The 17,945-nt window shown below is 64.2% G+C and carries 19 protein-coding genes; 6 read left to right on the top strand and 13 right to left on the bottom strand.

Going from position 1 to position 17,945, the window contains the following annotated elements:
• Window positions 1-37: 37 nt before the first annotated feature.
• The 4 genes from JQ591_RS00740 to JQ591_RS00725 all read right to left on the bottom strand — a co-directional run bounded on the left by JQ591_RS00740 (window position 38) and on the right by JQ591_RS00725 (window position 5,575).
• A complete protein-coding gene (locus tag JQ591_RS00740) occupies window positions 38-3,208 on the bottom strand; it encodes an efflux RND transporter permease subunit (protein WP_211394128.1) in 3,171 nt (1,056 codons plus the stop codon).
• Window positions 3,205-4,632, bottom strand: a complete 1,428-nt coding sequence (locus JQ591_RS00735) for an efflux RND transporter periplasmic adaptor subunit (RefSeq protein WP_211394127.1) — start codon at window positions 4,630-4,632, stop codon at window positions 3,205-3,207. The genes JQ591_RS00740 and JQ591_RS00735 overlap by 4 nt, the downstream gene beginning before the upstream one ends.
• 84 nt (window positions 4,633-4,716) lie before the next feature.
• On the bottom strand, window positions 4,717-5,109 hold the full coding sequence (locus tag JQ591_RS00730) for a FixH family protein (RefSeq protein ID WP_211394126.1): 393 nt from the start codon (window positions 5,107-5,109) through the stop codon (window positions 4,717-4,719).
• Between the two features lie 100 nt (window positions 5,110-5,209).
• A complete protein-coding gene (locus JQ591_RS00725) occupies window positions 5,210-5,575 on the bottom strand; it encodes a hypothetical protein (protein WP_211394125.1) in 366 nt (121 codons plus the stop codon).
• Between the two features lie 460 nt (window positions 5,576-6,035).
• Between JQ591_RS00725 and JQ591_RS35640 the strand changes: the two genes are divergently transcribed.
• Window positions 6,036-6,296: a DUF1127 domain-containing protein gene (locus JQ591_RS35640; RefSeq protein WP_211394124.1), complete on the top strand. Its 261-nt coding sequence runs from the start codon at window positions 6,036-6,038 to the stop codon at window positions 6,294-6,296.
• 81 nt (window positions 6,297-6,377) lie between these two features.
• Here JQ591_RS35640 and JQ591_RS00715 read toward each other — a convergent pair whose 3' ends face one another.
• From JQ591_RS00715 to JQ591_RS00700, 4 genes are read right to left on the bottom strand one after another with little or no spacing between them, the layout of a single operon-like run.
• Entirely contained in the window at window positions 6,378-6,878 is a 501-nt protein-coding gene (locus JQ591_RS00715; protein ID WP_211394123.1) for a GlcG/HbpS family heme-binding protein, read from the bottom strand.
• A gap of 29 nt (window positions 6,879-6,907) precedes the next feature.
• Window positions 6,908-7,615, bottom strand: a complete 708-nt coding sequence (locus JQ591_RS00710; RefSeq protein ID WP_249136327.1) for a hypothetical protein — start codon at window positions 7,613-7,615, stop codon at window positions 6,908-6,910.
• A 3-nt stretch (window positions 7,616-7,618) separates the two neighbouring features.
• Window positions 7,619-8,527 (bottom strand): DUF1259 domain-containing protein, encoded by a 909-nt coding sequence (locus tag JQ591_RS00705; RefSeq protein WP_211394122.1) that lies wholly within the window; start codon window positions 8,525-8,527, stop codon window positions 7,619-7,621.
• Between the two features lie 17 nt (window positions 8,528-8,544).
• Window positions 8,545-8,778, bottom strand: a complete 234-nt coding sequence (locus JQ591_RS00700; protein ID WP_211394121.1) for a hypothetical protein — start codon at window positions 8,776-8,778, stop codon at window positions 8,545-8,547.
• A gap of 473 nt (window positions 8,779-9,251) precedes the next feature.
• On the opposite strand from JQ591_RS00700, the gene JQ591_RS00695 reads away from it, so the two are divergent.
• Window positions 9,252-10,331 carry a Cj0069 family protein gene (locus JQ591_RS00695; protein WP_211394120.1) on the top strand — a complete coding sequence of 360 codons (1,080 nt, stop codon included), beginning with the start codon at window positions 9,252-9,254 and terminating at the stop codon, window positions 10,329-10,331.
• A gap of 113 nt (window positions 10,332-10,444) precedes the next feature.
• Here the strand turns inward: JQ591_RS00695 and JQ591_RS00690 are convergent, their stop codons facing one another.
• The 3 genes from JQ591_RS00690 to JQ591_RS00680 all read right to left on the bottom strand — a co-directional run bounded on the left by JQ591_RS00690 (window position 10,445) and on the right by JQ591_RS00680 (window position 13,472).
• Window positions 10,445-11,623: an MFS transporter gene (locus JQ591_RS00690; RefSeq protein WP_211394119.1), complete on the bottom strand. Its 1,179-nt coding sequence runs from the start codon at window positions 11,621-11,623 to the stop codon at window positions 10,445-10,447.
• A 115-nt stretch (window positions 11,624-11,738) separates the two neighbouring features.
• Window positions 11,739-13,106: an NAD(P)-binding domain-containing protein gene (locus tag JQ591_RS00685; protein ID WP_211394118.1), complete on the bottom strand. Its 1,368-nt coding sequence runs from the start codon at window positions 13,104-13,106 to the stop codon at window positions 11,739-11,741.
• Between the two features lie 48 nt (window positions 13,107-13,154).
• Window positions 13,155-13,472 carry an ArsR/SmtB family transcription factor gene (locus JQ591_RS00680; RefSeq protein ID WP_211394786.1) on the bottom strand — a complete coding sequence of 106 codons (318 nt, stop codon included), beginning with the start codon at window positions 13,470-13,472 and terminating at the stop codon, window positions 13,155-13,157.
• Window positions 13,473-13,604: 132 nt separating this feature from the next.
• Here JQ591_RS00680 and JQ591_RS00675 point away from each other — a divergent pair, with 132 nt between their 5' ends.
• From JQ591_RS00675 to arsC, 4 genes are read left to right on the top strand one after another with little or no spacing between them, the layout of a single operon-like run.
• Window positions 13,605-13,967, top strand: a complete 363-nt coding sequence (locus JQ591_RS00675; protein WP_211394117.1) for an ArsR/SmtB family transcription factor — start codon at window positions 13,605-13,607, stop codon at window positions 13,965-13,967.
• Window positions 13,960-14,487, top strand: a complete 528-nt coding sequence (locus tag JQ591_RS00670) for an arsenate reductase ArsC (RefSeq protein ID WP_211394116.1) — start codon at window positions 13,960-13,962, stop codon at window positions 14,485-14,487. Before JQ591_RS00675 ends, JQ591_RS00670 begins: the two co-directional genes overlap by 8 nt.
• A gap of 3 nt (window positions 14,488-14,490) precedes the next feature.
• Window positions 14,491-15,546: an ACR3 family arsenite efflux transporter gene (gene arsB / locus JQ591_RS00665; protein WP_211394115.1), complete on the top strand. Its 1,056-nt coding sequence runs from the start codon at window positions 14,491-14,493 to the stop codon at window positions 15,544-15,546.
• Window positions 15,543-15,944, top strand: a complete 402-nt coding sequence (gene arsC, locus JQ591_RS00660; RefSeq protein ID WP_211394114.1) for an arsenate reductase (glutaredoxin) — start codon at window positions 15,543-15,545, stop codon at window positions 15,942-15,944. The genes arsB and arsC overlap by 4 nt, the downstream gene beginning before the upstream one ends.
• A gap of 27 nt (window positions 15,945-15,971) precedes the next feature.
• Here arsC and JQ591_RS00655 read toward each other — a convergent pair whose 3' ends face one another.
• Both JQ591_RS00655 and JQ591_RS00650 read right to left on the bottom strand, forming a co-directional pair.
• Window positions 15,972-16,961: a tripartite tricarboxylate transporter substrate binding protein gene (locus JQ591_RS00655; protein ID WP_211394113.1), complete on the bottom strand. Its 990-nt coding sequence runs from the start codon at window positions 16,959-16,961 to the stop codon at window positions 15,972-15,974.
• 74 nt (window positions 16,962-17,035) lie between these two features.
• Entirely contained in the window at window positions 17,036-17,941 is a 906-nt protein-coding gene (locus tag JQ591_RS00650; protein WP_211394112.1) for a VOC family protein, read from the bottom strand.
• Window positions 17,942-17,945 lie beyond the last annotated feature (4 nt).

The following is a 17,945-nucleotide window of genomic DNA, read 5'->3' as shown; positions in this document are numbered from 1 at the left end:
GAGAGGTTGCCGAGAACGACGACCTTCGCTGCCCAGCCTATTCGGCGGCTTGCGGAGCGCGCATGGTTCGTTCATCGGCAGGAGCCAATCGTTCGCCCGGCGGAAGCCCCCGCCCCTTCACCAAGCCGAAAATCGCGGGGATCACGACGAGCGTCAGCAGTGTCGATGAAATCATGCCGCCGATCATAGGCACCGCAATGCGTTGCATGATCTCCGACCCGGCCCCGGTGCTCCACATGATCGGCAGCAGACCGGCCATGATCGCGACCACCGTCATCATCTTGGGCCGCACGCGCTCAACCGCCCCCACCATGATGGCATCGTGGAGTTCCCGCCGCGTAAAGGCCCTGCCGTCAGCGCTGCACCTGGCTTTCGTCTCGACCAGCGCGTGATCGAGGTAGATCAGCATCACGACGCCCGTCTCGGCGGCAACGCCGGCGAGAGCGATGAAGCCGACCGCGACGGCAACGGAAAGATTGAAGCCGAGCCACCACATCATCCAGATGCCGCCGACCAGCGCGAACGGCAGTGACAGCATCACGATGAGGGTCTCGGTCATCGCCCGGAAGTTCAGGTACAGCAGCAGGAAGATGATCGCGAGCGTCACCGGAACGACGATCTTCAGGCGGGCGGCCGCGCGCTGCAGATATTCGTATTGGCCGCTCCAGATCACGTAGTAGCCGGCCGGAAACTGTATGCTTTCGGTGACGGCGCGCCGCGCATCGGCGACATAGCTCCCGATGTCGCGATCCCGGATGTCGACGTAGATGTAGGTCGCGAGCTGGCCGTTCTCCGTTCGGATCGACGTCGGCCCGCGCGCGGCTTCGACCTTCGCCACTTCGCCGAGCGGCACGGCGCCGCCCGAAGGCATCGGCACCAGGATGTCGCTGGCAATGGCCTTGGGGTTGTCGCGAAGGTCGCGCGGATAGCGCATGTTCACGCTGAAGCGCTGCCGGCCTTCCACGGTCGTCGTGACCGTCTGACCGCCGAGCGCCGCCGCGATGGTGTCCTGAACGTCCTGAATCAGGATGCCGTAACGGGCGAGCGCCTCGCGGTCCGGAACGATATCGAGATAATAGCCGCCGATGCCGCGCTCGGCGTAGGCCGACGACGTGCCGGGCACGGTCTTGATGACGCGCTCGATCTGCTTCGCGAGCCGGTCGATCTCGACGAGGTCGGTGCCCATGACCTTGACGCCGACCGGCGTGCGGATGCCGGTGGAGAGCATATCGATGCGCGCCTTGATCGGCATGGTCCAGGCGTTGGAGACGCCCGGAAATTGCAACGCCTTGTCCATCTCGGCGACAAGTCCGTCGACCGTAACGCCCGAACGCCACTGCTCCTTCGGCTTCAGGTTGACGATTGTTTCAAACATCTCCGTCGGTGCGGGATCGGTCGCGGTGGCGGCTCGTCCCGCCTTGCCGTAGACCGAAGCGACCTCGGGGAACGATTTGATGATACGGTCCTGCATCTGCATCAGCTCGGCTGCCTTGGTGACCGAAATGCCGGGCAGCGTCGTCGGCATGTAGAGCAGCGTTCCCTCATTCAGCGCCGGCATGAACTCCGTGCCGAGCTGGCGCGCCGGCCAGATTGTCACCGCAAGCACGACGAGCGAAGCCAGGATCACCAGCGTCTTGGCGCGCAGAACCCCCTTGATCACTGGACGATAGACCCAGATCAGGAAGCGATTGATGACGTTCCTGCTCTCCGGGACAATCCTGCCGCGGACGAAGATCACCATCAGCGCCGGCACCAGGGTGACGGACAGCAAGGCCGCGGCGGCCATGGAGAAGGTTTTCGTGAACGCCAGCGGGCTGAACAATCGGCCCTCCTGCGATTCCAGGGTGAAGATCGGCATGAACGACACGGTGATGATCAGCAGGCTGAAGAAGAGCGCGGGGCCGACCTCGGATGCTGCGTCGATCAGAATCTGCACGCGGGACTGATGGGGCCTCGCCCGTTCGAGGTGCTTGTGTGCGTTCTCGATCATGACGATGGCGGCGTCCACCATGGCGCCGATCGCAATCGCGATACCGCCGAGGCTCATGATGTTCGATCCCAGCCCGAGCAGCTTCATGGCACCGAACGCCATCAGCACGCCGACCGGCAACATCAGGATCGCGACGAGTGCGCTGCGGACATGCAGAAGGAACACGATGCAGACGAGCCCGACGACGATACTCTCCTCGAACAGGGTGTGCTTGAGGGTATCGATGGCCGCATAGATCAGGCTCGACCGGTCGTAGACCGGCACGATCTCGACCGATTTCGGCAGGCTGCTCGCAACCTCCCTGAAGCGCTTCTTGACGTTTTCGATGACGTCGAGGGCGTTGACGCCGAACCGCTGCAGCACGATGCCGCTTGCGACCTCGCCCTCGCCGTTCAATTCGGCGATGCCTCGCCGCTCGTCCGGTCCGAGCTCGACGTTGGCGACGTCCCGCAGCAACACCGGCGTGCCGTTGCTCGTCTTCAGCACGATGTTGCCGAGATCGTTGATGCTCTTGATGTAGCCCCTGCCGCGGATGACGTATTCGAACTCGGAGAGCTCGACGGTGCGCCCGCCGACATCGGCGTTGCTGGCGCGGATCGCCTCACGTATTTTTTGCATGCTGATGCCGCGGTCCCGCATCCGCTGCGGATCGAGGACCACGTTGTACTGCTTGACGAAACCGCCGATGCTGGCGACCTCGGCGACGCCATCGGCCTTAGCCAGCGCGAACTTCAAATTCCAGTCCTGGATCGTGCGCGTGTCCGCCAGGTTCAATTCCTTCGATATGACGGCGTATTGGTAGACCCAGCCGACGCCCGTCGCGTCGGGCCCGATGGTCGGGGTGACACCGGCAGGAAGCCTGGACGAGGCGCTGTTGAGGAATTCCATGACGCGCGAACGCGCCCAGTAGATGTCGGTGCCGTCCTCGAAGATCACGTAGACGAACGAGACGCCGAAGAACGAGAAGCCGCGCACGACTCTCGATTTCGGCACCGTGAGCATCGCCGTCGTCAGCGGATAGGTGACCTGATCCTCGATCACCTGCGGCGCCTGGCCTGAATACTCGGTGTAAACGATGACCTGGGTGTCCGAGAGGTCCGGGATCGCATCGAGCGGGAGATGAACCAGGGCATAGAGGCCGGCGGCAGCAGCGAAGCCGGTGCCGAACAGCACGAGCAGCAGATTGCGCGCCGACCAGGCGATGACGCGGGCGATCATCTGTGATCTCCCGTTGCATGGCCAGGGCCGGCGTCGGTGGCTCGGGACGCCGCCTCGCCAAAACCCTTCAGCGCCGCCTTCAGGTTGCTTTCCGCATCGATCAGGAAGTTGGCGGAGGTGACCACGGCCTCACCGTCCGTAAGTCCGTCCCGCACCTCGATATAGCCGCCGCCGCGACGCCCGAGCTTCACCTCCCTCGGTTCGAAGCGCCCTTCTCCCTTATCGACGAGGACGGCCTGCCGGCTGCCGGTGTCGAGCACGGAGCTGTCGGGCACCACCAGGACCGGCGCGGAATCGGCCGTGTCGATGTCCGCGTCGACGTACATGTCGGGCAACAATATCGCGTCCGGATTGGCGAGTTCGATCCGGACACGAACGGTTCGGGTATCGCGGTTCACCTGCGGATAGACGACGGCGATCTGTCCCGCGAAAATTCGGCCGGGGAAGCTGCGCGCACGCACTGCGACGGATTGGCCGACTGCGATGTTCCCGAGGTCACGCTCGGCCACGTCGGCCAGAGCCCAGACGACCGAGGTGTCCGCGATGCGGAACAGCACATCGCCGGGATTGGCGCGCATGCCTTCGATCGCGTTGCGTTCGAGCACGACACCGTCGCGCGGCGCCGACCAACGTATGGTGACGAGCGCGGTCCGCGTCTTCTCCATCTCCGCGATGACCGGCTCCGGCACGTCGAGATTGATCAGGCGCTGTCGCGAACCGCGGCCGTAGATCTCGACGCCGCCGACCGTTTTTGAGCTGATCGTCGCGAGATATTCTGCCGCCGCGGAAGCGACCGCCGAGCTGTAGATTTCCATCAGCGGCTGGCCGGCCTTGACGCGCGTGCCGGTGGTCACGTCGGCGACCTTTTGCACGAAGCTTTCGGCGCGCATCGCAATCACCGACACGCGGCGTTCATCGAGCTGGATCGTGCCGGGCGCCTTGACCGAGATCCGGATCGAGCGGCGCTCGACCGGCTCGGACTTCACGCCCGTGCGCTGGATCTTGCCGGGCGACAGCTTCACCGTCCCGTCGTCGGTGTCGTCGCCTTCGTAAACGGGGACATAATCCATCCCCATCGGATCCTTCTTCGGCAGCGGCGAGGTGTCGGGCAACCCCATGGGGTTGCGGTAGTAGAGGATCTTCCGCGAGGACGCCGCCTGCTGCGGCTTCGGTCCGGCCCGGACCGCCTGATCGTCGTCATAGACCGGCAGGTAGTCCCGCCCGCGCTCGTCCTTCTTCGGACCCGCAGACCAAAACGGCGCGCCGCCCGGATCGCGGTAATAGAGCGGAGTTGGCTGCGCGGCCATCGCAACCGATGTGATGTCGGTATCAGGAAGCCAGCGCGCACGGTTCAGATACCAGTAGCCGGGCAGGGCCAGGCCGCCGCCCAGAGCAAGAGCCGTCAGGAGACGCAGCGTTTTCATGTCATGTATCCGCGCGCCCAGGAGTGCGCATTCATGTGAATGAGAAAGAGGAATGTCGGGCGCTGCCGGGCAGCGCCCGAACGCTCACTTCGTCGCCGTGACGATCACCTTGCCGGTGACGGTCTCAGGTTCGCCCTGCACCTTCGCCGATAGCGTCATCTGGTAGCGGCCGGCCATCGGCAAGTCCGTTTTGAAGGCGTACACACCCGGCTCCCTGGAGGGCAGCGGTGCGACCGCCGACTCCATCTCGGCCATCCCGTCTGGGGCCATGTCGACGCGGGTCTTGAAGACGACCGCGTCAGGCACGGGCTTGCCAGTCTGCTTGTTCGTCAAGCGAACTGCGAGCGTGACGTCTTCGCCCTTCTTCAACTGCGGATTGACGGGGTCGAAGGCGTAGTCACCGGCGCCGGCCATCGCGGCGGAAGCGGCAAGCGAAAGGGTGGCGGCGAGAGCCGCGGTGCTGAATCTGGAAAGCATTGTCCTGTCCTCATGAATTGATCCTTCGCCGTGGCGCAAGGAGCGCGCACGTCAGTCGTCGCGAGCAGGCATGCCGCTCGCGTCTCGGGCTTTGCGAAGATCAGATTCGAGGTGGTCGGAAAGGAGGACTGGCGCCGCGGGAGGAGACAACCTGATCGGCTGGAATGATCATCTCGCTGGCCGCCACGGCGAGATATTCAAAAGCGACGGGCCTGACATCACCGAGCGCGATGATCCCGCCAACGCAGCAGAAGCCCATCCCGCACTTGTAGCCGCCAGTGTGGGAGCCCGCTCCCTTCATGTCGGGACAACAATCGTCCATCGACATGTCCGCGTCGCCGCTCACGTGCATGGTCGTCGCCATGTCGTCCGACGACATGGCGAGGTTCGCCGCGGACGCGCCAACCGGCAGCATCGCCAAGGATATGGCGATGGCGAATGCCAGGATGGTACGGACGAACTGCATCACTGTTAATCTAGCTTTCGGGCCGGAGCACGGCCTCAGTATCATATCCGAGCATCGAAAACAGTCATTGATCTTGGTCAAGGGTTCGTGACCGAGACCGGACGGCGGCCCGGTCCGGCCCCAAGCGGACGGCGGGCGGGCCGGCCAGCGTCAGCGTCAGCGTCAGCGGCACCGGCTCGCCAAAAGTCCGCGGACAAATCAGGGCGCAAGCGGAGCGGCCCGAATGTATTTCTTACGCCGGTACGACTTTCAACACGCCAATCGCGCAGTCACGGCACGCCCTGATTTTGGCGTAAGCACCGGAAGCAGCAGCGAATCTGGTCTCAGGTCGCGATCAGGACATTACCAGGATCGCTTGTGCGGCAAAGACGAGCATGATAGCAACAGCCATCGGGTCAAACACAACCGCCCGACCAGCTTTCGAGCCAAGCGTTGTTTCGCTCCATTACGGAGGTGAAACATGTCTTGCGACAGCACCACTGGCTCAATCAGTACATCCAGCGCAGTCTTCGTCCCTTCTCCAAACCCTCGTTGGTTCTGGAAACTGCCGCTCGCGCTGCTGGACGGCATCACACGGCGCCGCCAATACGACGAGCTTCTCGAATTGGACGACCGGCTTCTCGCGGACATCGGTTTATCGAGAACAATCGTGGGGGAAGCTCGACGGTGTTACTTCTCGGGTTGGCGCGACAAATCGGATATTGTTGATTCCTGTCGGTGAGCGCCCCACGCCTGCGCGTGCGAAGGCGGCGCGTCTGCTTGTCTCTGCGGATCAGACGGCCGCCAAGCTCGCGACAACGCCTCAGAAGTCCAGCTTGTCGCGTACGGCGTCAATTCCGGCTCTCGCGCACGCTTCGTCCGCGTCACCGCCCGGCGCGCCTGATACACCGACCGCTCCGACCAGGGAGCCGCCTGCTTCGACGATGAGTCCTCCGGCTATGACGACCGCTCCGGGAAGGTTGCGAATGCCCGACTGCATCATGCCCGGCTGGCTGATCGCATTCAGCTCGGTCGTGCTGGACTTGAACGAGGCGGCGGTCCACGCCTTGCCGGTTGCCGTTGAGAGCGTGTGGGGGCCTGCAAAGCGGTCGCGCAGCATCACCTGCGTAACGCCGAAGCGATCGACGACAGCGACTGCAACCTGGTACCCACGGGTGCGGCAGCTAGCCAACGCAGCGCGCGCAAGATCGAGCGCCAGCTCCGGACTGAGTGATTTGTAGGCGACCAAACCTTCTTCCGCCCGGAGTGGACAGATCGACGCAATCAGCAGGGCCGTCGCGACCGACAGGCATCGAACAGTCATGACAAACTCCGGCAAAGGCGACCAGGCATCTAGTTGATCTCACCATATGTCAGATCGTCGAACAGGGTCACGCTATCTGCCTTGGTCCACAGGCCGATCATGCCAGCGTCCGGAATGGTGGCGTCCTCCACGTCGAACAATTGCTTTCCGTCATAGGTCACCTTGAACCGGCTTCCTGCGAAGTCGCAGCGCAGCATGTGCCATTGCCCGGACGACACCGGCGCGCTGACGCCATAGCCGCCTCTGCGACCCACGATCTCCAGCGACGTTCGAACGCCCTTGACCGTCTTGTACAGCACGACATTGTCCTCCAGCGCGTTAGCGCGGACCACGTAATAATTATCGGCATCCTTCGCGCGCCAAATGACTCCCGCGGCGCGATCCTCGGAGCCGGCGACGGCCTTGAATTTCACCTCGACGAAACCGTCGCGGATGGCGGTATCGCGCTTGATGGCGAGGGGAAACGTCGCCCGTCCGGATTGCTTGAGAACGTTCGGCTTGCTTGGCGCCGTGGACTCGGCCTCCACGGTCCAGTTCGGTTCTCCCTTGCCGGTCATCGTCAAAGTCCACCCGTCGGGCGAAGTTCCAGTAGCAGCGTTGTCGAAATTCAGGGTCTCGGCCATGGCATTTCCTCCCACCAACAAAGCCAGCATCGATACCAGCGCAAGCTTGCCCATGAGCTTGCCCATGAGCTTGCCCATGAGCTTGTCCATGAGCTTGTCCATGAGCTTATCCATGCATCAGCTCTTCGTGCTCGCCGTCTTGTCGAGCGCCGCGCGCAGGCCCTCGGCAAGCTTGACGGCATCGTCGTTGGCCCAGAAATGCATGAAGAAGAGCCGCGGCTGTTCGTCCAGCATGTGGCTGTGCAGAGCGGTCACCTCGATGCCGTGCGTCCGAAGCGCCAGGATGACCGGGTTCACCTCGTCGCTGGTCAGCACGAAGTCGCCCGTGATGGCGGCCTTACCCGCGCCCGTCGGCTGGAAATTGATGGCGATCGCGACGCCCATCGCGGCGACGGGGGTCAACAACATGCCGTCTTCCGTGATGGGGTCGCGACGCTTCACGTTGAACTGGTAGACGCCGCCATTCGCCTGCCCCTTGACGCCGATGATCTGATCGAGCTTCGCGGTGTCGAGGTCGATGGCGGGCGGCGGGTCCGCCGGCGCCGTGACCGTCAGCGGGGTCTTGCTTTCGGCCAGGGCATCATGGATCGCCGCGGCCAACTTGACCGGGTCGCCATGGCCGGCGACGTGCATGTAGAACGTTGCCGGGCTCGCACGCAGCAGGTGATTGTGCACGGCGGTGATCTCGAGCCCGCTCGCGATCATCTTCGCCATCACGGGATTGATCTCGGTTTCGAGCAGCACAAGGTCGCCCATGACCATTGCGCCGCCATGCGCAGGCTTGAATGCGACCCAGCCGCCCAGCGCCAGCGCCGGTTTGATCGAAACCCCGTCCAAAGTCACGGAGAGATCGCCGCGGGGAAAGCCGTATCGGCGGACGTCGTCCGAGACCGCAGGCTTGCGGCCCAGGGTCTCGTCAACCTTCTGCCAGTCAGCATTTTGGGCATATGCCGGGATGAAGGAGCCAAAGCGAAATGCCAGAAAGCAGACGCCAATGCCGGCCATTGCCCAGATGATTTTTTTCATCGCGCTACTCCTCACCTTCAGTTTCGCTCTTTGACCTGACCGCTGCTGTCGACGACCAGCGTCACGGCCTTGCCGTTCTTCACCGCCTTGGCGGTGATGCCTTCGGCCGTCGACTTGATGTCGCTGACTTGCGCGTAGCCGGCCGCCTGGATCCTGGCGACGAGTTCCTCCTGCGTCAGGGCGTGCGCGCTCGACAGCCCGCCCGCGATCGCGAGCAACAGAACGCTGCGGAAGATTGGTCGTGTTCGCATGATCGTTTCTCCTGGTCTTGTCCTGCCCCAGGTGAAATCTCTTTCGCGATCTTCCCCCTACGGGATGCCCACAAGGCGCAAGAGGGTCCGGGCATCGATGCGCACGGCGATGCGGCCGGCGCGGACGCCGTGCCGAAAAGTCGAGCCAGTGTGACGGATGAAATCGGGGATGTATGATGACATGCTGCGCCCTTGGTGATCAGGACGCGATGCTTGGGCATGTCGCCTCGCGGGGAGATCGCACATCCCCGAACCCCAAATAGAAACCCGAGGGCGGGAGCTGTCAACCGGCGTGTGCCTCGGGCGCCCTACCGAAGGCGCTGGCGAACGTCACGAAGAGTTCACCGCTCGGATGGAACCCGTCTTGAAACTCACCGACGGCCTCGTTAGTGTCCTTTGCGTGGGGACAAAGCAGACTCCCCGTGAGGCCTCGGTCCAAGCTCTGCGCAGCACGCCATTCGTGGAGCTTGCGCATGGATACCGAACGACACCCTTCTCACCAACACACCGTCGCCATCCTCTCACGCGGAGACGCTGCCGCGCGGCGAGATGCGACGGCGCAAAACAGCCGCTTCGTCCGCGTTTTCGAGGCACTTGCCGCCGTCGGCATCGAAGCCCGGCCGGCGATCTACGACGAAGGCTTTGCCGACGCGGTCCGCGAGCAGTTGCTCGCGACCAGCGGCGTGCTCGTCTGGGTCGATCCGATCCACCAGGGCAAGACGCGTGTTGAGCTCGATCCCCTGCTTCGCGACATTGCGGCGCGAGGACCGTGGGTGAGCGCGCATCCGGACGTCATCCTGAAGATGGGCGTCAAGGACGTGCTCTTCCGCACGCGTCACCTGGGCTGGGGCGCGGATACGCATCGCTACGACACCGCGGCATCCTTCCGCGCCGAATTCCCGTCGCGCCTCCTTGCGCACGGCCCGCGCGTGCTGAAGCAAAATCGCGGCAACGGCGGTCAGGGCATCTGGAAGGTCGAGGCTCTCTCGAACGCGGACGGCATGGTTCGGGTGCTCCATGCGAAGCGCGGGAGCCAGCCCGAGGACTTGCCGCTCGATGCTTTCATCGCGCGCTGCGAGCCCTATTTCGGCTGGGGCGGCTGCATCATCGATCAGGCCTTTCAACCTCGCCTGCCCGACGGAATGATCCGTTGCTACATGAGTGGTTCGAAGGTCGCGGGCTTCGGGCACCAACTGATCAAGGCCCTGATCCCGCCGCCGCCGGAAGGTGTAGACTCGCCCGAGGCGCAGCCCGGACCGCGCGTCATGCACGGACCCGATGCTCCGCAGTTCCAGACGCTGCGAAGGGTGATGGAGGACGATTGGACCCCGGGCATGATGAAGACACTGGACATCGATGAAGGCTCGCTCCCGGTCATCTGGGACGCGGACTTCCTGTACGGTCCGAAAGATGCGTCCGGCGCGGACACGTACGTCCTGTGCGAAATCAACGCCAGCTCCTGCTTCGCGATCCCCGAGGAGGCCCCGGCGGCGATCGCGAGGACGGTGAGCCAACGCCTTTTGCTGTCCCAAAGGTCAGGCTCCGACAGATAAAAGACAGGGCGAGCGCGCAACCGACAAGGCGCGCTCGCGCGAGCCTGACAGTGATCAACGCGTCCCGCCGCGACAGTTCTCGCAATCGCCGGAAACATAGCCGCCAAGCACGCTCATGACAGATGATTTCTGGGCTGCCCCCTCCGCGCCCACAGCAGCGCGAACGGACCCAACGCGATTCCGGCCGCCAGAACGCTGAACGCCAGCAGCCAGCCGGTCGCGCTCTGCGGGCCGCCGGCCGCGTCGAGCGCGGCGCCGGTGCCCCAGGCGCCGACAGCCGACAGGCCAAAGCCGACCGTCGAATGCAGGGCCAGGGTCGCGCCGCGATGTTCGGACACAGCCGCGGCCGACATGCCGGCGGTCAACGCGCCCGAATCCGCCGGCACAGTCAAACCGTAGACGAGCAGCAGCAGCGCGAGCACCCATGCCGGCGCCGTCGCGTTGAGCCCGATGATCAGTGCGACGCAGGCCGACGCGATCATCACGACCGTGATCGCGCGATGGCGGCCGAATTTCAGCGCAGCCTCGTTGCCGAGGATGCTGGCGGGCATCGAGATCACCGCGAAGCAGAAGCTCAGCACGACGGGGCTCAACCACGACGGCGCGCCTTGATGCGCCACGACGAAGGTCCAGAACCCGACCAGCCAGGTGCGGATGCCGTAGAGCTCGAAGCAGTGGGCGCCGTAGCCGAAGATGTATCCGAGCGCCTCGCGGTTGGCGAAGACGGGCGCGAAGTTCAAAAGACGTCCCGTCTTCGGCGCGGGCCGCTGCTCCTGCATCAGAAGGCACGCGACGACCATTGCGATAGGTCCAAAGCCGGTGACAAGGAAAGCTGTCCGCCATCCCCAGCGGTCGGCGATCACTTGCGCGACCAGGAACGAGAGGCCGACGCCGACCGAGAAGCTCGACGTGTACAGCGTGACGGCGCGCGAGGTGTCGCCGGCGGGCAACCGGTCCGTCAGCGCCTTCAGGCCCGGCATGTAGGCGCCGGCAAATCCAAGCCCTGCCAGGGACCAGATCGCGGTCGCGGACCAAAACCCTTGCGCGAAGATTCCGAACGCGGCGGTCGCCAGCCCGCTGACGATCGAGCCCCAGAGCAGGACGAGCCGTGCGTCGATCCGGTCGGTCAACGTCGTCAGCACGGGCACGGCGAGCATGTAGCCGAACGCGTAACCGCTCGCCATCAAGCCGCCTTCGGCCGCCGACAGCCCCCACGCCGGCATCAGATGCTGCGCCAGATTCGCGGACAACGTTACATGCGGCAGCAGATTGCCGACCTGGCCGATGCACATCACCGCGATCAGAGACCGACCGCTCAGGTTACGAATGCTGTCCTCCCGCCCCCAGGCCGAAACGGCGCACGAACGAAAGTGAGCAAATCTCCGGTTTCACCTGCAACAACCACCTTCATGAACAACCGCACCCCGAAGCGCCGGCCTTCTTCGCCGCCTCGTCGGCGGCGCAACAGGCCGTTGGTTCCTGCTTCGCCGGCCCACCGCAACATCCCGATTCGGCTGCGGTGAACTCGACGCCGCCGCGCGTGCAGACGCCGGTCTCCGGCAGCACGAGCTCCACCCTTGCGGCGGCTTCCTTGTCGCCGGCGAGATCGGCCGCAATCGAGCGGACCTGCTCATACCCTGTCATCATGAGAAAGGTCGGCGCACGGCCATACGACTTCATGCCAGCCATGTAGAAGCCCGGCTCATCGTGCGAAAGCTCGCGCGCGCCGTGCGGGCGAACCGTGCCGCAGCTGTGCTCGTTGGGATCGATCAGCGGTGCCAGGGCGACCGGCGCCTCGATGGCGGGATCGAGCCGCAAGCGCAATTCGAACAGGAACGAAAAATCGGGACGAAAGCCCGTCGAGACGATCAGCTCGTCCACGATCACGCTTCGTCCGCCGCAACCGGAGCCGGACGCGATCTCGAGGCGGCCCTCGGATTCCGACAGATGCGTGACGCCGAATTCGGTTTCGACCTTGATCTTCCCGGAGGCAACGAGCGCAGCGAAGGCGCTGCCGAGCTCTCCGCGTGCGGCAAGCTTGTCATTGCGGCCGCCGCCAAAAGCCTTGGCGGGATCGGCGCCGCGCAACAGCCAGACAGCTTGCGTCCCCGGTACCTCGCCCGCGAGATGCACGAGATCGATCAGTGTACCCACCGCAGAATGACCAGCGCCGAGCACCGCAACGATCTTCCCTGCATATCTGGCGCGGCCGGCACCGCGGACGTCGGGCATGCCATAAGCGATGCGGCCGGCGCATTCACGCTCGCCGATCGCGGGCAGACCATTACCTCCGGCGGGATTGGGCGAGAACCATGTGCCTGATGTATCGATCACGGCGTCGGTACGCAGCACTTCGGGACCTTTGCCGTTCTGGTAGCGGATTTCGAACGGCGCCTGCTCGCGCCCTTTCGTCTTCGCCTTGTCGAAGCCGACGCGGCTGATCGCCGTGACACGGCTCGAGGTCCGGATGCCATCGCGCAGCGGCGTGCGCGTCGCAAGCGGCGTCAAATATCGATCGAGCAGCTCGCCGCCCGTTGGATAAGACTGGGGGTCCGGTGAATTCCATCCGGTCGGTGCGAGTAGCCGCGCCGCGGCCTTGTCGATATTGTACTCCCATGGGGAGAAGAGCTGGACCTGCTGCCACTGGCGAACCGCGTGCCCCGCTTCGGGGCCAGCCTCCAACACGACGGGCGACATGCCGCGTTCGAATACATGCGCGGCCGCGGCCAAGCCGACGGGCCCTGCCCCGATGATCGCTACCGTCTTCCCGTTCATCCGGCTTCTCCCATATTTCTGGAATCATGGAATATTTCGTCAAAAAAATCAGGCCGCTGTTTTGGCGTCCCTGCATCCGACCTCGTCGGCACAGCACTCCGCCACCAGGAAATCGACCAGGCCCCGCATCGCGTCGAAATTCGCATGGCAGATCAGTGTCGTCGATTCCCGGACCTGGCTGACGAGCCCGACCGAGACCAGCGTCTTGATGTGATGCGATAGCGTCGACGCCGGTATCTTCAGCTTCTCTTGCAAGCGGCCGACAGGCATGCCCTTGTGCCCAGCCCGAACCAAGGTGCGATAGATCTGGAGTCGCGTCCGGTTACCCAGGGCTTCGAGGCGTGCTGCTGCGTCATCGATCTTCATGGCCGCCACGATGCGCCTGCTGATGCCGAACTGTCAAACCATAATTCTGGAATGTTCGAAATACCAGCACGGTCGCCCTACGGGTTGAGTTCCGGATTGACGCGCCCGAGTTAGTTCCGTAAATCTGGATATATGGAAACCGAAGAAGCCGTTCTCGCCCTCGCCGCCTTGTCTCAATCGACCCGGCTGGAGGCGTTCCGGACGCTGGTCCGGCATGAGCCCGACGGCCTTGCGGCCGGCGATCTCGCCCGCCTGCTGGAAGTGCCGCAGAACACGCTCTCGGCGCATCTGTCGATCCTGACGCGCGCGCGCCTGGTGACGTCCGAACGGCACAGCCGCTCGATCGTTTATCGCGCCAACCTCGCCGAATTCCGCGACGTTGCGGTTTTCCTGCTGCGGGATTGCTGCGGCGGGCGGCCCGAGGTGTGCGAGCCGGTGGTCGACAGCCTTCAAGCCTGTTGCTCTCCAAAACGAAAGGGACGAGTCCGTGCCTGACCAGATCTACAATGTCCGGTTCCTGTGCACCGGCAATTCGGCGCGCTCGATCCTCGCCGAGTCGATCCTGCGCAAGGACGGCGCCGGCCGCTTCCAGTCCTTCTCCGCCGGCAGCACGCCGAAAGGCGCGGTCCACCCGCTGGCACTCCGAACGCTGGAAAGTATGGACTATCCCGCCGGCGGGATGCGCTCGAAGAGCTGGCTGGAGTTCGCCGCGTCCGATGCGCCGGTGATGGATTTCGTCTTCACCGTCTGCGACAACGCCGCCGGTGAGGCCTGCCCGATCTGGCCAGGGCAGCCGATGACCGCGCACTGGGGCATCGAGGACCCCGCCGCTGCCGAAGGCACGGAGCTGCAGAGGCAGGCGGCATTCGTCACGGCCTTCCGCTACCTGAAGAACCGGATCGATACCTTTGTGAACCTCCCGCTGAGGAGCATCGACAAGTTGTCGCTCGGCACCAAGCTGCGCGAGATCGGCCGCTCCGATGGCGCATCCCTTTCCAATGACGATGTGGCGTAGCCCATGGGACTCTTCGAACGATACCTTACTCTCTGGGTTGCGCTTTGCATCGTGGCCGGCGTAGCGCTGGGACATGTCATGCCAGGCTTCTTTGCTGCGGTCGCGACCGCTGAGGTTGCCAAGGTTAACCTGCCGGTTGCGGCGCTCATCTGGCTCATGATCGTGCCGATGTTGCTGAAGATTGATTTCGGCTCGCTGGGCCAAGTCCGTGAGCACTGGCGCGGCGTGGGCGTTACCCTTTTCATCAACTGGGCCGTAAAGCCATTCTCGATGGCGCTGCTGGGCACGTTCTTCATCGGCCATGTGTTCGCGCCGATGCTGCCGGCGGGCCAGATCCCGTCCTACATCGCCGGCCTGATCCTGCTGGCCGCCGCGCCTTGCACCGCGATGGTGTTCGTATGGTCCAATCTATGCGAGGGGGAGCCTCACTACACTTTGAGCCAGGTCGCGCTCAACGACGTGATCATGGTTTTCCTGTTCGCACCGCTCGTGGGACTGCTGCTCGGGGTGGCCTCCATCAGCGTCCCCTGGGGCACGCTGATGCTATCGGTTTTGCTCTACATCATGGTCCCCGTGATCGTCGCGCAAGTGTGGCGAAGGGTGCTGCTGCAAAAGGGCGGCGATGCTTTCGCCCGCAGCCTGCGGATGCTGCAACCTCTTTCGCTCGTTGCGCTTCTGGCGACGTTGATTCTCCTATTCGGCTTTCAGGGAGAGCAGATCGTCAGGCAGCCTGGCGTGATCGCGATCCTCGCAGTGCCAATCCTCGTCCAGGTTTATTTCAATGCGGGCCTGGCGTATTGGCTCAGCCGGCGGTTTGGCGTGGCCTGGTGCGTCGCCGCTCCAGCAGCGCTGATCGGCGCGAGCAACTTCTTTGAGTTGGCAGTCGCTGCCGCGATCAGCTTGTTCGGCCTGGACTCCGGCGCAGCGCTTGCAACTGTGGTCGGCGTTCTTGTCGAGGTGCCGGTGATGCTATCCGTCGTCCGCATCGTGAAGGCGACCAGAGGCTGGTACGAAGCAGGCGCTGGCGGGGCCGCCACTTCGGTTGAGGTCCGATCATGAGCGTCACGATCTATCACAACCCCGACTGCGGCACCTCGCGCAACACGTTGGCGATGATCCGGCAGAGCGGCGCCGAGCCGGTCGTCGTCGAATATCTGAAGACGCCGCCATCCCGCGAAAAGCTGGTCGAGCTCGTCAAGGCCCTGGGCATCTCCGCTCGCGCGCTGCTGCGGGAGAAAGGCACGCCCTACAAGGAGCTCGGCCTCGATGACCCGAAATGGTCCGACGACGAGCTGATCGATCAGATGCTCGCGCACCCCATCCTGATCAACCGTCCGATCGTGGTGACCTCCAAGGGCACACGCCTGTGCCGGCCTTCGGAAGCCGTCATCGATCTCCTGGACAATCCCGTCGGCCGGTTCGTGAAAGAGGATGGCGAGGTGGTCGAAGCGCGATAGGCTTACGGGCCCCTGTCTTATTTGGGATCAGATCTTCGGAATCTTCGCCCGTTCCACCACGCCCGTCCATTTGGCGATCTCGGTCTCGATCAGTGTCTTCATCTCCTCAGCCGAGCTGCCGCGGACCTCGCCGCCGACGGCCGTCTCCAGGCGTTGCTTGAGGTCGGGATCCTCGAGCGCGCCGCGCGTCGCCGCATTGAGTGCGGCCATGATGGCGGGCGGCGTTCCCTTCGGGGCCAGGAGGCCGGCCCAGGTGCGCACGTCATATCCCTTGATACCGGCTTCCTGAACCGTCGGCACGTCCGGCAACAATGCGGTGCGCGTCGGCGAGGTCACCGCCAGGCCGCGGATCGCACCGCCCTGGATCTGCGGGGCGAGCAGGACCGGCGTGCCGACGATCACCGGAACTTCTCCGCCGAGCAACGCGGTGACGGATTGGGAATCGCCGCGATAGGGCACGTGCACGATCTCGACGCCGGCGGCTGCGTTCAACAGCTCTCCTGCAAGATGATGCGTGCTGCCGAAACCGACCGATCCGAAGCTGAGCGCGCCGGGCTTCTGCTTTGCCATGGCGACGAGCTCGCCCAGCGATTTTGCCGGGTAGTCGCTGCGCACGGCGATGACGAGCGCGTAATAGACCAGCGTCGAGATCATCTCGAAGCTCTCGGCCGGCTGGTAGGCAAGGCTCTTGTAGGTCGCCGCGGAAATTGCGTGAGCGCCGGTGACGAGCCCGATCGTGTAGCCGTCGGGCGCCGCTTTCGCGACGGCATCCGCGGCGATGTTGCCGCCGGCGCCAGGCTTGGCCTCGACGATGATCGGCTGCCCGAGCTTTTTCGAGAGCCCGTCGGCGATGATGCGCGACAGCGTGTCTGCCGCGCCGCCGGCGGCAAATCCATGCAGCAGCCGGATCGGGCGCGACGGATAATTGTCGGCCGACGCCGGGGTGGTTGCGAGACAACTGCCAAGAAATCCGCCAAGCAGAAAAATCGCCGCAGCAAGCCGCTTCATCCGTCGCATGGATGCTTCTCCCTTTGATTGTTATTTCGTTGGCCGCAGCGAGGCGGCGTTCTTCAATTCAAACCCTGAATCCGCTAGCGGGCGAACTCCGTGCATTCAGGCGATGGCGGCATGCCCCAGACGTCGCGCGGCAGGCCGACCCAGACTTTTGGCCGCTGCGGTCGGTCGCGATGCCAGGGACGCGGCTCGAAATAGCCGAGCTCCTCGTCTGTCATGCGGTCGAGGTCGTGGAACAGCTCGACCAGATGCCCGTCGGGATTGCGGTGATAGATCGCCGTGTTGTGGCCCGGGCCGTGACGTACCGGTCCCCAGAGAACGGGGAGCTTGTGCCGGGCGAGATGGTCGCACGCCTGCTGCATGTGGGTCGGCCCCCGCAGCTCGAACGCGACATGATGCAGGCCGCGGCCGGGCGCGCGGGCGAAGTTCAGCGTGTGATGTTCATAGCCGCTGCGCATGAAGACGAAGCGGTCCTCGATCCAGTCGGAGACCCGCAGGCCCATGGCGTTGGCGTAGAACTCCGAGGCCGCGCGCGGATCGGGCGTGCGAAGGGCGACATGGCCAAGCTTGGTGACGGCAAGCGCACCGATCCGCTCCTGCGCCGGCGTCGGCGTCCAGCCCTGGATCAACTCGAAGCGCGTGCCTTCGGGATCGCTGAACGACAGCAGCCTGGAAACGCCAGGCAGGGGATCGCTCTGAAGTTCGGGCCGCAGATCTGCCTGCTTCAGCGCGGCGCCGAGCGCCTCGATCTGGACATCGGGAGATATCTCGAAGGCGATGCTCGTCAGCGCCGCGTCGCCGGGTTCGATCACCAGCGAAAGCTGCTCGGAATCGTTGGCGAGGAAGATGCGATTTCCGTCGCGGCCGACGAGGCCAAGACCGATCACGGCGCGGTAATAGTCGAGCAACCGCTCGGGATCGGGCGAGGCAAAGCTCGCGTGCCGGAGCCGGGTGAAGCGTGCAATGGGTGCTTGTGTCGTCATCGTG

It is taken from the genome of Bradyrhizobium canariense (assembly GCF_018130465.1).
Classification (GTDB): Bacteria; Pseudomonadota; Alphaproteobacteria; order Rhizobiales; family Xanthobacteraceae; genus Bradyrhizobium; species Bradyrhizobium canariense_C.
The sequence above is the reverse complement of the archived record's forward strand: the minus strand, read 5'-3'. Positions and strand labels throughout refer to the sequence as shown.

Bases quoted from the DNA above. Each gene is read 5' to 3' on its own strand.
- JQ591_RS00695 (WP_211394120.1), top strand. From the start codon at position 9,252: ATGGATACCGAACGACACCCTTCTCACCAACACACCGTCGCCATCCTC.
- JQ591_RS00700 (WP_211394121.1), bottom strand. From the start codon at position 8,778: ATGCGAACACGACCAATCTTCCGCAGCGTTCTGTTGCTCGCGATCGCG.
- arsB (WP_211394115.1), top strand. From the start codon at position 14,491: ATGGGACTCTTCGAACGATACCTTACTCTCTGGGTTGCGCTTTGCATC.
- JQ591_RS00725 (WP_211394125.1), bottom strand. From the start codon at position 5,575: ATGCAGTTCGTCCGTACCATCCTGGCATTCGCCATCGCCATATCCTTG.
- JQ591_RS00710 (WP_249136327.1), bottom strand. From the start codon at position 7,615: ATGGATAAGCTCATGGACAAGCTCATGGACAAGCTCATGGGCAAGCTC.
- JQ591_RS00655 (WP_211394113.1), bottom strand. From the start codon at position 16,961: ATGCGACGGATGAAGCGGCTTGCTGCGGCGATTTTTCTGCTTGGCGGA.
- JQ591_RS35640 (WP_211394124.1), top strand. From the start codon at position 6,036: ATGTCTTGCGACAGCACCACTGGCTCAATCAGTACATCCAGCGCAGTC.
- JQ591_RS00650 (WP_211394112.1), bottom strand. From the start codon at position 17,941: ATGACGACACAAGCACCCATTGCACGCTTCACCCGGCTCCGGCACGCG.
- JQ591_RS00690 (WP_211394119.1), bottom strand. From the start codon at position 11,623: ATGTGCATCGGCCAGGTCGGCAATCTGCTGCCGCATGTAACGTTGTCC.
- JQ591_RS00735 (WP_211394127.1), bottom strand. From the start codon at position 4,632: ATGAAAACGCTGCGTCTCCTGACGGCTCTTGCTCTGGGCGGCGGCCTG.
- JQ591_RS00680 (WP_211394786.1), bottom strand. From the start codon at position 13,472: ATGAAGATCGATGACGCAGCAGCACGCCTCGAAGCCCTGGGTAACCGG.
- JQ591_RS00715 (WP_211394123.1), bottom strand. From the start codon at position 6,878: ATGACTGTTCGATGCCTGTCGGTCGCGACGGCCCTGCTGATTGCGTCG.
- JQ591_RS00675 (WP_211394117.1), top strand. From the start codon at position 13,605: ATGGAAACCGAAGAAGCCGTTCTCGCCCTCGCCGCCTTGTCTCAATCG.
- JQ591_RS00730 (WP_211394126.1), bottom strand. From the start codon at position 5,109: ATGCTTTCCAGATTCAGCACCGCGGCTCTCGCCGCCACCCTTTCGCTT.
- arsC (WP_211394114.1), top strand. From the start codon at position 15,543: ATGAGCGTCACGATCTATCACAACCCCGACTGCGGCACCTCGCGCAAC.
- JQ591_RS00740 (WP_211394128.1), bottom strand. From the start codon at position 3,208: ATGATCGCCCGCGTCATCGCCTGGTCGGCGCGCAATCTGCTGCTCGTG.
- JQ591_RS00685 (WP_211394118.1), bottom strand. From the start codon at position 13,106: ATGAACGGGAAGACGGTAGCGATCATCGGGGCAGGGCCCGTCGGCTTG.
- JQ591_RS00705 (WP_211394122.1), bottom strand. From the start codon at position 8,527: ATGAAAAAAATCATCTGGGCAATGGCCGGCATTGGCGTCTGCTTTCTG.